Origin of the sequence: Microbispora triticiradicis (assembly GCF_005864065.1) — a bacterium.
Taxonomy (GTDB): Bacteria; Actinomycetota; Actinomycetes; order Streptosporangiales; family Streptosporangiaceae; genus Microbispora; species Microbispora triticiradicis.
In genome coordinates, this window is sequence record NZ_VANP01000007.1 from 297262 (window position 1) to 312412 (window position 15151).

The 15151-nt window shown below is 73.1% G+C and carries 5 protein-coding genes; 2 read left to right on the top strand and 3 right to left on the bottom strand.

Annotation, left to right across the window (positions count from 1 at the left end):
• Position 1: 1 nt before the first annotated feature.
• Both FED44_RS20385 and FED44_RS20390 read right to left on the bottom strand, forming a co-directional pair.
• On the bottom strand, positions 2-1033 hold the full coding sequence (locus tag FED44_RS20385) for a 3-oxoacyl-ACP synthase III family protein (protein ID WP_208759085.1): 1032 nt from the start codon (positions 1031-1033) through the stop codon (positions 2-4).
• Positions 1030-8901 (bottom strand): type I polyketide synthase, encoded by a 7872-nt coding sequence (locus FED44_RS20390; RefSeq protein ID WP_138461692.1) that lies wholly within the window; start codon positions 8899-8901, stop codon positions 1030-1032. Before FED44_RS20390 ends, FED44_RS20385 begins: the two co-directional genes overlap by 4 nt.
• Before the next feature lie 374 nt (positions 8902-9275).
• Here FED44_RS20390 and FED44_RS20395 point away from each other — a divergent pair, with 374 nt between their 5' ends.
• Complete coding sequence (locus FED44_RS20395; protein WP_138461693.1) at positions 9276-10148, top strand: AAA family ATPase; 873 nt, start codon at positions 9276-9278, stop codon at positions 10146-10148.
• A 57-nt stretch (positions 10149-10205) separates the two neighbouring features.
• A complete protein-coding gene (locus tag FED44_RS20400) occupies positions 10206-13766 on the top strand; it encodes a WD40 repeat domain-containing serine/threonine protein kinase (protein WP_138461694.1) in 3561 nt (1186 codons plus the stop codon).
• Between the two features lie 11 nt (positions 13767-13777).
• Here the strand turns inward: FED44_RS20400 and FED44_RS20405 are convergent, their stop codons facing one another.
• A complete protein-coding gene (locus FED44_RS20405; RefSeq protein ID WP_138461695.1) occupies positions 13778-15010 on the bottom strand; it encodes an MFS transporter in 1233 nt (410 codons plus the stop codon).
• Positions 15011-15151: the final 141 nt, after the last annotated feature.

The window sequence follows — 15151 nt, forward strand, 5'->3', positions numbered from 1 at the left end:
GTCACCACCGCACGACGACGATTCCGGCGCTGGCCCCGCTGGCCAGGCCGACGAGGGCGACCAGGTCGCCGCGCCGGACCCGTCCCGACCCGACCACCCGCGCCAGTTGCACGAGCAGCGTCGCCGCGACGAGGTTGCCGTGCTGGGCGATGGTGACGACGACCTTGCCCTGCGGGATGCGCACCTGGTCGCAGAACCACCACAGCGTCGGCAGCGTCGCCTGGTGTACGCAGACGGCCGCGAAGTCGTCCCAGGTCAGCCCCAGATCGGCGAGGGGTTTGTGGAAGACGGCGTAGTCGATGTTCTCGATGCCGCGCACCAACCCGGCGGAGTCGACGACGAGCGGCCCGATGGTGGGCCGGCCCGCCCACGGGTCGGTGGTCAGGTTGTCGACAGCGGAGACCGCCGCCTGCCACCCGGCGGAGTACGCGGAGAACCGGTGGGCGAGCACCCCCGGTTCGGAGCCGGCCTCCAGCAGCAACGCGGCGCCGGCGTCGGAGACGGTGTAGGACGCGGCGACGGTGACGTACTCCTCGGCACTCGCCACCGTCCACGGTGTGCCGGCGGTGGGCAGCTCTCCGCAGCAGACGAGGACCCGCCGATGACGGCCGGCGGAGATCAGCGCGTCGGCCACCTGGATGGCGTTCAGCACGCTGTTGCAGGCGTTGCGCACGTCGAACACCGGGCAGCAGGCCCCGATCTTGGCGGCGACGATGTGTCCCGTGGCCGGTTCCACCGCGTCGGACGACACTCCCGCGTAGATGAGCAGATCGAGGTCGGCGGCCCGCAGGTCGTTGTCCTCCAGGACCCGGCGGGCGGCGTGCGCCGCCAGGTCGGACGGTTTCTCGTGGGGGAGGGCGATGTGCCGGCGCCGTACTCCGCTGTGCTCGTGGATCAGCCCCCGGGGCAGGTCCAGGGTGGGGTTGCGCTCGGCGAGCCGGTCTTCCAGCTCGGCCGTGCTCAGTGTGGTCTCCGGCAGATGGGCGGCCACCCCGGCCAACCGGGTGTGCGACTGGGTCACTGCGGTCCTCACCTCTCGTTCGCTTCAGGTCGGCCCGCCGGTACGGGGCCCGCACCGGCGGGCCGCTCTTCACGCCGCGGGCCGAGGCGGACGAGGACGCTGTGCGCGATGTCGGCGACGGTGCCGCCGCCGCGCATCAGCTCCATGGGCGGGATGTCGATGCCGAACCGGGCGCGGATGGAGGTCAGCAGTTCGGTGGCCATCAGGGAGTCCAGGCCGTACTCGTCCAGCCGCCGGTCGCTCGCGATCTGGTCGGCCGGGACGAGCATGACGGTGGACAGCAACCGGGTGATCTGCTCGGTGAGGTACGCGTACCCCTGCTCGTGGCTCATCTCCGCCAGCAGCGACGGCAGGTCGGGCCCCGGCTCCTCCGTGCCGGGCGGCAGCACCAGCGACAGCCACGGACGCCGCAGGCCGGGCAGGACCTGCCGCAACCGCCCCCAGTCGCAGCGGCCGACCATGGCGACGTCGGCGTGCTCGCCGAGCATGTCCCCTACGGCGTCCAGCGCCCGGTCGGGCGACATCGGCGGGATCCCGGCCTTGGCCAGCGCCTCTCCCTGCCTGCCCCGGGTCAGCACCCCGGTCTCCGCGAGCGCGCCCAGGCAGGCGGTGAGGCCGGGCAGGCCCTCCCGGTTCCGCCGCCGGGCCAGCGCCTCCAGGAACAGGTTCGCGGCGACGTACGAGGTCTGGCCGATGTTGCCGACGGTGGTGAGGGAGGAGTACATAACGAACAGCTCCAGGGGGAGATCCCGGGTCAGCTCGTCCAGCACCATCGCGCCGGCGACCTTGGGGTGCAGGACCGCCCGGATCCGGTCGTCGCCGAGGTCGGCGAGCAGGCCGTCGTCGAGGTGCATGGCCGCGTGGACGACGCCGCGCAGCGAATGGCCGCCGGTGTCCAGGTCGCGCAGGATCCGGCGTACGGCGTCGCGGTCGGCCACGTCGGCCGCGTACGCGCGGACCTCCACCCCCGCCGCCTCCAGTTCCGCCAGCAGAGCGGGAGCCTCGGGCGCCTCGGCGCCCCGGCGGCCGACCAGGGCCAGGTGGCGGGCGCCCCACTGGGCGAGGCGGCGGGCCGTCGCCGCGCCGAAGCCGCCCAGGCCGCCCGTGACCAGGTAGGTTCCCTCCGGGTCCAGGCGCGGCGCCGACCGCTGGGGCCGTACGGTGACCGGTTCGTCGCGCGGGTCGAAGGACACCACGACTTTTCCGATATGCCGGGAATGGCGCATCATGGCGAAGGCGTCGGCGACGCGGGCGGCCGGGAACACCGTGTGCGGCAGCGGCCGGAACCGCCGGGAGTGGTAGAGGGAAGCGGCCTGCGACGTGCTGTCCGCCATCAGCTCGGGCGCCTTCCACATCAGGGTGCCGATGTCCACGCCGTAGAACGCGATGTTGTCGGAGAACGGGCGCAGCAGCAGGGACCTGTTCTGGTAGATGTCCCGTTTGCCGAGCTCGACGAACCGGCCGCCGTGCCGCAGGCATTCGACGCCCCGGGTGATGGCCTCACCGGCCAGCGAGTTGAGCACGATGTCCACGCCCTGGCCCCCGGTCAGTTCCCTGACCTGCTCGGCGAAGTGCAGGCTGCGCGAGTCGAGGACGTGGTCGGCTCCCATCGCGAGCAGCAGGTCGCGTTTGGCGGCCGTGCCGGCGGTCGCGATCACGCGGGCGCCGTGGAGCCGGGCGTACTGCAGCGCGGCCAGGCCGACCCCACCGGCGCCGCCGTGGACCAGGATCGTCTCGCCCGCCCTGACCCGCGCGCAGTAGCCCAGCGAATGATGCGCGGTGGAGAACGCCATCGGCATGGTGGCGGCCTCGGTGAAGGTCATCCCCTCGGGGACGGGGACGGCCGCCCACGCCTTGACCCTCGCGTGACTGGCGAATCCGACCGGTCCCGCGGCCATGACCCGGTCGCCCGGCCGCGTCCCGATGACGGCGGCGCCGACCGCGGTGACTATCCCGGCGCATTCCAGGCCCAGTCCGTGCCCGCCGAAGACCGCTTCGACGGCCTCGGCGGGCAGCAGGTTCACCGCGTGCATCACGTCGCGGTAGTTCAGCCCGATCGCCCGCACCTCGACCACGAGCTCGTCGGGCTCGGGCTCCGGGACAGGGATCTCCTCCCAGGCCAGCGTGTACGACAGCCCCGGATCGCACACCTTGAGCCGGTAGGCGTCGCCCGAGCCGGCGGCCAGGGCCCGGCCGGGCTCGCCCGGCTCCAGCAGCCGCGGCACGAAACGGCCCCGGCGGGTGAGCAGGATCTCGTCCTCCTCGTCCGGGGCGAGCAGTTCCGCCGCCAGGCGGCCGGCGTCCTGTGCGGCGTCACCGGTGGGATGCAGGCAGAGCCGGCGTATCGCCGGCCGCGGCTGCTCGTTGCCCAGCGAACGCGTCGTCCCCCAGGTCGCCGCGTCCTCGGGGTGGAGCCGGACGTCGGTGAGGCGAGGTTCCGGCAACGCGCCGCAGGGGCGGGCGACCAGCCACACCGTGGTCGCGACGTGCTCGGGCAGTTGCTCGCAGGCCAGCGCGACGGCCCGCAGCGCCGCGGCCCGCCGGGTGATCCGCTCGACCATCGCCTTCGGCTCGGTGCCGCTGCTCGACTCCGGCTCGGTGCCGATGGTCGCCCCCGGCTCGGTGTCGTCGGCTCCGCCCAGGACGACCGCGACGGTGACCGTCCCGGCGATGAGCGGGAAGCGGTCGGTCCAGTGGTCGGGGTCGTCACTGAGCGGCGAGTGGAGCACGTCGCCCCCTCGGGACCGCAGCAGCGCCCCCAGCTCGGCGGTCAGCGCGCCGGTCCCGTCCTCACCGGCGAGGATCCACGTGCCGGAGGCATCCGGCGCGGCGTGCACGGTGGCCGGGGCGTCTCCAGCGGTGGCCGGAGCGATTCCAGCGGTGGCCGGGGCGTTTCGAGCGGTGGCCGGGGCGCCCTTGGCGGTGGCCAGCGTCACCGAGAAGTCGCCGGCCGCGAGTTCGTCGTCGTCGCCGGTCTGGACGACTTCGGTGTAACCGGCCTCCGCCAGCATCTCCGGCCATTGCTCCCGGGACAGCAGCGGTGAGTGCGGGCGCAGGTGCCGGTCGGTGAAGTCCCAGAACTCCTCCTGCACGCCGAGGAACGGCAGCAGGGTCCCCAGCCGGTGCGGTTCGGCGATGAGCAACTGGCCGCCGGGCACCAGGAGGGTGGACAGGTGGTGCAGCGCGGCGGGCAGGTCACGGGCCAGGTGCAGGCTGTTCGCCGCGACCACGAGATCGAATCCGCCCGCGGCCAGTCCCTGCCCGGCCGGGTCGGCGTCCAGGTCGAGTACGGCGTAGTCGACGAAGTCGAAGCCGGCGAAGCGCTGCCGCAACCGGGGCAACGCCGCTTCGGCCCGGTCGGTGACGAGGTAGCGGGTGCGGTCGGCGGGCAGGACGGGCAGCAGCATGGCGGTGGTGCCGCCGGTCCCCGCACCGGCTTCCAGGACACGCAGCGGCCGGTCGGCCGGCCAGCGCCGGACGATCTGTTCGACCAGTGCCCGGGCGATCCGGTTGGTGAACAGGTTGACCGGCCCGACGTCGTGGAACTGTTCCAACAGGTCCTGGCCGCCGCCGGAGCCCAGGACCTCGGAGGCGGTGAGCCGGCCCGTGAGCAGTTCGGGCAGGCACCGCCCGGCCCGTACGGACAGGGCGCTCTGGGCGGCGAAGGCGGCTCCCCGGCTGAGGAGGTCCCGGTGCAGATCCCGGACCAGGTTCCGGTGCAGGTCACGGTGCAGGTCATGGTTGGGGTCCCGGCTGGGATCGCGGGGGAGGTCGCCGTGCGGTTCGCGCGGGTCCCCGCCCGCCGGCGTCAGGCGGAGGCCGCCCTCGCGCTCCAGCAGTCCGTGCCGCTCCAGCAGCGGCAGGGCCGCACGCAGCATCCGCCGGTGGTGCGCCTCCGGGCACGCCTCGATCAGTTCCTCGACGCCGACCGGCCGCCCGTCGGCCGGCCGCGCGCTCGGCTCGGTGCTCGGCTGGGTGCTCGGCTGGGCGCTCAGCTCGCCGAGCGCGCCGGCCAGCGTACGGGCGAAGACCTCTTCGAGCCGCGCCGCGTACCGCGGGTAGTCCAGCTCGTGCCAGGCCGAGCGCAGCCGGTCGATCCGCTCGGCCGCGCCGGACAGGATCTCCCCGGGACCGGGCGCCGGCCACGGCTCGGCGGGGGCGCCGGCCCGGGGCGCGGCCCGAAGCGCCGTCTCGTACCGGGTGACCGGGGTGATGTGGACGCCGGGCATCCGGCGGAGCCGGCAGCCCTCCACCTCGGCGGCGATCCGGCCGTCGTCGTCGGCGACCACCAGGTCCCAGCAGACCTCCTCGGCACTGCTGGAGCGTTCCCGCACGTACACCAGCCCTCGCGCCGAGGGCCTTCCCCACAGGCGGACGGAGCCGATCGCGGCGGGCATGTAGCCGCGGCCCGAGCGCAGCGACTCCACCAGCCACAGCACGCCGGCCTGCAGCGCGCTGTCCAGCACCACCGGATGCATCTGGTAGCGCCCCTGTCCCTGCTCCGGGCACGAGTAGGCGCCCAGCACCTCCCGCTCGCCCATCCACAGCTCGGTCAGGACCTGGAACTCCGGCCCCCACACCATCTGTCCCTCGGCGGCCCGCGCGTAGTAGCCGGGCACGTCCACGCGCGTGCGGATGCGGGCGCGCAGCGCGGCCACGTCCAGCGGCGGCGGGATCCGGCGCAGCAGCGGCCGCACCCGGGCCCGGAAGTGCTCGCGCGGCTGCTCGGCCTGCCGCCCGGCGCCGGCCACGGTCACCACTCCGGTCTCGGCGCAGAGCGACGTCTGCGCGTACACCGGATCGGCGGCGGCCTGCGACGGGACGACCATGGCCCGGCTGATGTCGACCCTGTCCACCTCCACCGCCTCGGCGGTGTCCGGTATGGCCAGCCGGGCGGCGGCGATGGCCATCTCCACGTATCCGGTGGCCGGCATCACGGCGGCGCCGCCGGCCCGGTGATCGGCCACCCAGGGCACCCGTACCCGGTCGATCTCCCCCTGCCAGGTCGGGTCCAGCACCGGCAGCCGCTGTCCCAGCAGCGGATGCCGGATCGTCGGGTCGACGTCGGTCCGCACCCAGGTGTGCGGGCCGCCGATCCAGTGCCGTTCGCGCTGCCAGGGGTAGGCCGGCAGGGATCGCACCGCCCCGGGGCGGGGGAAGTACCGATCCCAGTCGAGCCGCGCACCGGCCGCGACGAGGTCCGCGACCGCTCGGCGGACCCGCGCGGGGCCCGGCTCGTCGCGGCGCAGGGTGGCCACGACGGCCGCGCGTACCCGCGCGGAGCCGCTTATCCGGCGCAGGTACGAGCGCAGCACGGGATGCGGGCCGATCTCCAGCAGCACGTCGAAGCCGTCGCCGAGCACCCGCTCGACCGCCGCGGCGAACCGGACCGGCTCCCGGACGTTCCGCCACCAGTACGTCGCGTCGAGTTCCGGCCCCCGGACCAGGTCGCCCGTCACCGTGGACACCAGGGGGACACGCGCCGGGCCGGGCCGCAACCCGGCGAGTCCGTCGGCCAGGGGCTGCCGCGCCGGCTCCATGGCACCGCTGTGGAAGGCGTAGTCCAGGTCCAGCTCGCGGAAGAAGACCCTGCGTGCGGAGAGGTCCTCACCCAGGGACTTCAGCGACCCGTCCGGTCCGGCGATCGTGACGTCGCGGTCGGAGTTGACCGCCGCGAGCTCCAGGTCCGGGTAGCCCGCCAGGATCTGCCTGGCCGCGGTCTCGGGCAGCCCGAGCGCGGCCATCCGGCCCTGCCCCCTGGTGATCGACTGCGCGACGCCGCGCTCGGAGATCACCCGCGCCGCCTGGGCCAGTGACAGGGCGCCGGCGGTGTGGGCGGCGGCGACCTCGCCGACGCTGTGGCCGAGCACCGCTCCCGGCCGTACGCCCGCCGCCTTGAGCATCTCCACCAGGCCGACCTGGACGGCGAACAGCAACGGCTGCGCCACTTCCGTGGCCGAGAGCCGGGACCGTTCGGCGGGCAGGGACAGCTCCTCGATCACCGACCAGCCGAGCGCATCGGACAGTTCGGCGTCGACCGCTTCCACGGCCGATCGGAAGTCGTCGTCGGACAGCAGGTCGGCGCCCATCCCGGCCCACTGCGAACCGTTGCCGGAGAACGCGAACGCCACCCGCCCGTGCTCCACCGCCTCCGACTCCGCCACCGCCGCGTCCCCGGCTCCGAGCCGCCTGCCCGCACCCGGCCCACCGGATTCACCGGACGGGCTCGCAGGGGCGGCCTGCTCCGGGGCGTCCACCAGGCTCGCCAGCGCCCGTGCCGCCGCCTCCGCGGTGCCGGCCAGCACCACGGCGCGATGCCGGTGGCCGCCACGCCGCCGGGTCGCGGTGTGGGCCACGTCGTAGAAGTCCCGTTCGTCGAGTGACGCCAGGTGGGCGGCGGTCCGTTCCACGGCTTCCCGCAGCGCCGGCCGGCTGCGCGCGGACACGACGACGGGCAGCGCTCCTGTGGGGGGCGCCGGTGCCTCGCGGGGGGCGGCCAGTGCTTTGAGAGGGGCGGGCGGTGCTTTGAGAGGGGCGGCCGGTGCTTTGAGGGGGACGGGTGGTGCGGCCAGTGCCACATGGGCGTTGGCGCCCCCGAATCCGAAGGAGTTGATACCGATCACCGGTCGCTCGCCCGCCGCGTCCAGTGGCCGCGACTCGGTGGTGACGCTCAGTCCCAGGGCGTCGAAGTCGATGCGGGGGTTGAGCGTGGCGGCGTGCAGCGAGGGCGGGATCACCCGGTGCCGGAGCACCAGCAGGGCCTTGAACAGCCCCGGCATGCCGGAGGCGGGTTCCAGGTGCCCCAGGTTGGTCTTCACCGAGCCGATGGGCAGGGCTCCGCGCGTACGCCGGTTGCCCAGCGCCCGCCCGAGCGCCTGACACTCGGCCGGATCACCGGCCTGGGTGCCGGTGCCGTGCGCCTCCACGTACGCGATCTCGTCGGGACTCACGCCCGCCGTGGCGTACACCTGCCGTAACAGGGCCTCCTGCGCGTCGGCGTTCGGCAGCGCAAGCCCTCTGGTGTGGCCGTCGTTGTTGGTGGCGGCGCCGACGATGACGCCGTGGACGCGGTCCCCGTCGGCGAGCGCGTCGGCCAGGCGCTTGAGCACGACCACACCGCCGCCCTCCGCGCGTACGAACCCGTCGGCGTCGGCGGAGAAGGCCCGGCACCGGCCGGTCGGCGACAGCATCGACGCCTGACTGAAGCCGATGAAGGGGCCCGGGCTGAGCAGCAGGTTGACCCCGCCGGCCAGCGCCACCCGGCTGGAGCCCTCCGCGAGCGACCGCCAGGCACGCTCCACGGCCGTCAGCGACGAGGAGCACGCGGTGTCGATGCTCATGCTCGGCCCGCGCAGGTCGAAGAAGTGCGACAGCCGGTTGGCCGCGATGGACAGCGTTCCCCCCGACATCGAGTACGGGCCCAGGCCGCCCGGCTCCAGCGCCTGCATCGTGCCGTAGGCGGGATCGGAGATGCCGATGAACACGCCGGTGTCCGTGCCCGCGAGCACCGCCGGGTCGATGCCCGCGTCGTCCAGGGCCTCGACCGCCATCTCCAGGAGCAGCCGCTGCTGCGGGTCCATCGAGGCGGCCTCTTTTGGGGAGATTCCGAAGTAGGCGGCGTCGAAGGCGGTGACGTCCCCGTCGAGGAAGCCTCCGGCCCGGGTGTAACTCCTGTTCGGCCTTGGCGTGACCTCGTCGACGAACCGATCGGCCTCGAACCTGCTCGGCGGAATCCGGCCGACCAGATCGGCGCCCTGCCGCAGCGCCTGCCACAGCCCGTCGAGGTCCACGATCCCACCCGGCAGGCGGCATCCCACGCCCACCACCGCCGCCGCGTGCTCCGGCCAGGCCTGTTCCGCTGTCGGGTCGTCCGCGCTCATGTCGCCCTTCCTGCTCAGGTCCACCACGACTCGGCACTTCGCCGGTCGGCTCGCTGTCTCGGCCAGGGTCCACCGTGTCTGACTTGCGCACCTGACACAGGCCAGGCGGATTCGTCACCATGTCACCACAACTGGTGGTATGTGCCTAGGTACACTCCGTATTTGTCCTGAAGAATGGTGTTGTGCGAGGAATGGCCAAAACCATTGCGGTCCGTACCCGCCCGTCGTTCAGGCCGGGACAATCAGCGGCAGAAAGCAGATGCTGATCAGTTGAAGGTGACAACCAATCCTGCGCCTCTTCCCGGTGTGCGCGCTCAGGTCGTTCCCCGCTGACTCGACGGCTCCAACGCCGACGTCTCCTGCCGGAGGTTCGCATGGAGCTGTGGGAGCGCTCCGGGCAGCTGGAGCTCCTCGGCGATCTGCTGCGGGGGACCGCCCACGGCGGACGCGTGGCGGTGGTGGCGGGCGAGGCCGGGATCGGCAAGTCTGTGCTCGTGACCGAGTTCGCCCGGCGGTGCGGGCCGGCGGCGTGGGTGCTCTGGGGCGGTTGTGACCGGCTGATCACCCCGCGGGCGCTTGGTCCCCTGCACGACATCGGCCGCCAGACCGGAGGCGCACTGGCCGAGCGGCTGAGCACCGGCGCCACGCAGGAGGAGCTCTTCACGGCGTTTACTGGACGAGATCTCCGGCCCCGCGCAACACCTGACGAATCACCCCTCTACGAGGCCGAGCGATCCGCCCGGGGGTACGTGCCCAACTACCTCAGGGTGCTGGCGCTACGGCCGGAGGTGTACGGCGCGTGGCTGCGCCTGGCGGAGGAAGTCAGGGCGGGTATGGACCTGCGCCGGTACGAACTGGTCACGCTGACGGCCGCCCGCAGTCTCGGTTCCTCGTACTGCGGTCTCGCGCACGCGGCCGTGCTGCTCGAACGGTTCTACGACGACACGGAGTTGCGGTCGATCATGACCGACCGCCGCGATGCGGGGCTGGCGCCGGTGGACGTCGCGGTGATGGACTTCGCGGACCGCGTCGCCCGGGATCCCACGGGTGTGACCGAGGGAGACGTCGCGGTCCTGCGCGGGCACGGACTGACCGATGCCGACATCCTCCAGATCGTCCTCGCCGTCTGCCTGCGCCGGTTCTTCAGCGGTGTCCTCTCCGCCGTCGGCGCCGTCCCCGATCCGGTCTTCGACGGGCTGCCGGCGGGTGTCCGGGCGGCTTTCGGAGGCACCGCCGAGACCTTCTGACATGGCAACGCCCTGTCGCCGCCGAACCAGGTTCGGTGATCCGCCGTCTAAGGCACCATGACGGCAGACGCGCTGCGCCCGGGGGACCCGGAGAGGCTGGGCCCCTACCGGCTGGCGAGCAGGCTCGGCTCGGGCGGTCAGGGCGTCGTCTACGAGGGCTACGACGAGGCGGCCAACCGCGTGGCGGTCAAGGTCCTGCACGCCTACCTGTCCGGCGACTCTCCCCTGCGCCGCCGCTTCACCCGGGAGGTCACCGCGGCGCGGCAGGTGGCGTCGTTCTGCACGGCGCGGATCCTGGATCACGACCTCGACGGCGAGCGCCCCTACATCGTCACCGAGTTCGTCCCCGGCCCGAGCCTGCGTACGGCGGTGCGGGAGGAGGCTCCGCTCTCGGGGGACCGGCTGCACCGGCTGGCGCTGGGCGTGGCCACCGCGCTGGCCGCCATCCACCAGGCGGACGTGGTGCACCGTGACCTTAAGCCGGAGAACGTCCTGCTGGGCCCCGACGGGCCACGAGTGATCGACTTCGGCATCGCCCGGGCGGCGGGCCTGTCGCTGACCTCGCTGGGGGAGCTGGCCGGCACGCCCACGTACATGGCGCCGGAGCTGTTCTCGGGAGGACGTGCGGAGCCGGCGGCGGACGTGTTCGCCTGGGGCGCGGTGGTCCTGTTCGCCGCGACGGGACGCGACGCGTTCACCGCCCCGACGACGTTCGCGGTCGTCAACCGCCTGCTCAACCACGACCCCGACGTCGACGTCCTGCCGGAAGGGCTGCGCGAACTCGTCCGGGCCGGGCTGTCGAAGGACCCGTCCGCGCGTCCGTCCGCGCGGCGCCTGCTGCTGGCGCTGCTCAGTGGTGGCAGTGGTGGCAGTGGTGGCGGGCGGGTGACGCTGGCCGAGGGCGCCCGGGCCGCCGCCGACGTACGGCCCCCCGGCGCGGGGCCGGTCGACGAGCCGGCGTTGGGCGCGGTGGCCGAGCGGTGCTACGCCGGGCTGACGCCGTCCGAGCGTCAGGCGGCGCGGGATCTGCTGCTGCGGCTGGTGGACGTCCGCGACCACGACGAAACGCCGCGCAGCGCCGCCTTGGACGAGCTGATCGAGGTACGGCACGCCGAGCCGGTGCTCGCCGCGTTCGAGCAGGCCGAGGTGGTACGCCGGCAGGGGGACACGGTCGCGCTGCGCAACGCCGCTCTGCTGTACGCCTGGCCCAGGCTGCGCGAATGGGTGACCGGCGACCGCGACGCGCTCGGCCGCCACCGCGAGCTGGGCGAAGCCGCCCGGCGGTGGGCGCGGAACGGCCGCCGCCCGGAGGACCTCCTCCACGGCACCGCCCTGCGTCAGGCGCTGGAATGGACCGCCGCCACTAACCTGACCCTCAACACCACGGAGCGGACGTTCGTCGAGGCGAGCAGGTCCGGGTCGGTGCGGCGGACGAGGCGGCGCCGCCTCACCACCACGGGCCTCGCGGTCCTGCTGGTCACCTCGCTCACGGCCGGCGCCTTCGCCTGCCAGCAGTCGGTCAGGACCGACGAGACCGGCAACCGCCTGGCCGACGAGCGGGCGCGGGCCACGGCCCGGCGGGTGGCGCTGCAGGCGGACGCGCTGCGCGAGGCCGACCCGGTGAAGGCGATGCTGCTCAGCGTGGCCGCCTACCGCATCGCGCCGGTCCCCGAGGCCGGATCGGCGGTGCTGAGCTCACTCGCCCAGCGGGAGCGGTCGGTCTTCACGGATCCCGCCCCGGCCAACGAGGGACGCACCCTGAGCCCCGACGGGCGGACGCTGGTCAGTGCCGGCGCCGGCCGGGTCACCGCCTACGACGTGGCGACCGGACGGCCGGTCAGGACCTTCGCCGGGATCGGCGAGGCGCCCGCCACCGCCGCGCTGGGCCCGGACGGCGACACACTGGCGCTCGCGCGGGGCAAGACGATGGAGCTGTGGAGCCTCCGGACCGGCAGGCGGCTCGGCGGGGGCCGGTGGGGGCCGAAGGAGATGATCGGCGACGCCGGCCGTCCGGACAGCGTGGAGTTCAGCCCGGGCGGGGGCTACATAGTCGTCCGGGACAACATCGGCGGGCCGTACACCGCGCTGTGGAACGTGGCGCGGCGGGCGCCGGAAAAGCCGGAGAAGCGGTACGGATACCTTGGCGGCGCACTGCTCGGACCGGGCGACGGATTCGGCGTCGTCGACGGAGCGCTGCGGACGTTCCCCGGCGGGGGAACGCCGGTGGGCAAGCGACTTCCGCCCGGCCGGGCGAGGGCCGTGCTCGCCCTCAGCCCCGACGGCGCGCTGGCCGCCGTGCAGGGCACCGGGACGAGGCTCTGGAACCTGTCCACCGGCAGGTGGGATCGGCGCGTCCTCCCCGGGCTCTCCACCGACGCCGTCTTCGGCCCGGACGGCCGCTTCCTGATCACCTACGACGACTCCGCGGGTGGACATATCACGCTGTGGCGGCTTGAGGACGCGGCCCCGATCATCCGGCTCACCGTCGCCTCCGAGATCGTCGGATCCCCGCGGCTCGACTCCGGAAACCGCACGCTGAGCATCCTGGACGACGCCGGACGGGTGACCGCCTACGACGTCGGCCGGCTGACCGGTCCCCGGCGCGTCCTGCCTCCCGACGCTCGGCAGGCGCAGTTCACCGCATCGGGAGACGCGTTGTTCGCCCTGACCGGCGACACCGTACGGCGATGGTCGGTGCCCGGCTTCCGCCAGACCGGACGTATCGGGGCCGGCAGGAAGGGACTGATCATGCGGGTCGGTCCCGACGGGCGCACCGTGGTCACTCTGCACCCCGACGGCCTGGCCGGTCCCACGATCTGGGACGCGGCGTCCGGGCGCAGGCTGGGCGAGGTGCCCCTGACCCAGGAGCACGACAGGTCGGACATGCGGATCAGCCCCGACGGCCGCCTGCTCGCCGTCAGCCACGCCCTGCCCAACGACTACTACGGCCAGGGCACCGTCGTCATCGTCGACCTCGCGCGACGCGAGCAGGTCATGCGGTTCGGCGACGTCGCGGGAGGCGCCCTGTCCTTCAGTTCCGACAGCAGATACCTCGTGACCGCCGACCAGGGCGGCGCCGACGTCATCGACCTCGTCGCCCGTAAGGTGCTCGACCCGGCCGAAGGCCCCGGCACGCTCGCGAGGAGGTGGATGACGTTCGCGCCGAGGGGCCCGCTGGCCGCCTCGCCGTACGGGAGCAGGGCGGTGGCCCTGTGGGACACCCGCTCCTGGCGTACGACCGGTCAGGTGTTCAGGGTGCCGGGAGACGTGCTGGGGGTCACGTTCTCCCCCGACGGGCGAATCCTGGCCGTCGCCCACGACACCAGGGTGACAATGTTCGACACGGTCGCGGGCCGCCGGCTCGGCGGTAGCTGGACGGTGACCACCGGCGGGTTCGATTCGAGCGTGATGGACGGGCCCATGCCCGCGCTCGCCTTCACGGCCGACGGCGCGCTCCTTCGCGTGGTGGGACACGACGGCGCGTCCCAGGATCTGCCGGCCGACCCCGCGAAGGCCGTCCCCGCCGTGTGCGAACGAGCGGGGCGCCCGCTCACCCAGCAGGAATGGCGCGAACACGTCGGAGCGGAGTTGAACTACCAGCAGGTCTGCACTCCCTGACACGTGAACCCTCAGTCCGTCGCCGTGGCCGTACGGACCGTTCTGCTCGACGTCGCGGCGAGGGCGAGGAACGTGAGCCATCCCGCGAGGACGATGGTCAGGGTCGGCGCCCCGAACAAAGCGATCAAGGCGCCACTCACCATGGTTCCAATGGCGGCGGCCCCGCCGGTGAGGGTGTCGATCGCACTGGTGACCCGGCCACGTAGAGCGTCAGGGGTGACGCTGAGCCGGTAGGAGTCGAGGGCGACGTTGTAGATCGGCGAGACCACCGACTCGGTGAAGGCCACGACCAGAAGCAGCCACCACGTCGGCACCAACGCGTAGAAGGGGAAGGCCGACGCCTCGACCCACAACATGGTGATGGACAGTGCTCCGAGTGGGAATCGGCGGGTGAGCGCGGGAGCCAGCAGACTCCCGAGAAGAGCGCCGATCGCCGCGCCGGTGAAGATGACGCCGACCTGCGTGGGGTTCGCGTGCAGGTGCTGGGCAAGCATGATGATCAGGAGATAGCCGGCGCCATAGCGCAGGCCGTCACCCGCGTCGAGCAGGGCCAGTGTTCGAATCACCGGCTTGCGCCACAGCCAGGACAGGCCGTGCCCGATGTCCGCTAGAAGTTCACGCGGCGACACCGTGGCCGTGGCTCGTTCCTGCTGGAAGTCCGCACGCATGGCCCGCAGGGCCGCGGCCGACGCCAGGAACGAGACGGCGTTGACGGTGAACGGGACCATTCGATCCAGGGTGTAGGCGATGCCCGCTCCGGCGGCGCCGAGGATCCGAAGCGCGTTGGAGGTCGCCCCGATCGCTCCGAGTGCGCTGGGCAGGTCGGCTCCGGTGACGATGTTCGGCAGCGCCGAACTGTTCGCCGCCCCGAACAGGGTGCTGAGCACACCGTTCAGGACCGCGATGGCGTACAGATGCGGCATGCCCAGCACTCCGCATGCGGCGGCGATGGGGACGGTGGCGGTCAGCACCCCACGGCCGATCTCACACGAGACCATCGTGGTCTTGCGGTCCCAGCGGTCGGCCAGGGCGCCGGCCACAAGCCCGAAGACGAGGTGGACGACGGTCTGGAGGCCGAGCACGATGCCGGCCTGGGCCGGCGAACCGGTCAGGGCCACGACGAGGAGGGGCAGAGCGAGGAACTGCAGCTGGTCACCCAGCTGTGAGACCAGTCGCCCGCCGAGCAGTAGCCGGAAGTCTTGCTGCCGCCAGAGGTTCCGCGGCGGCGATGGGAGGTGGGGCACGTGAAGTCCTGTCGATGAATGCGCCGGCGTGGCGCGCCGTCAGGGGCTCGACAGACACGCGGGCAGCACGCGGTTCGGAGATCGCGTGCTGAAAGGAAAGTGGTCACAGGGAGACGCCGGAAAAGGGCAGACTCCACCCGC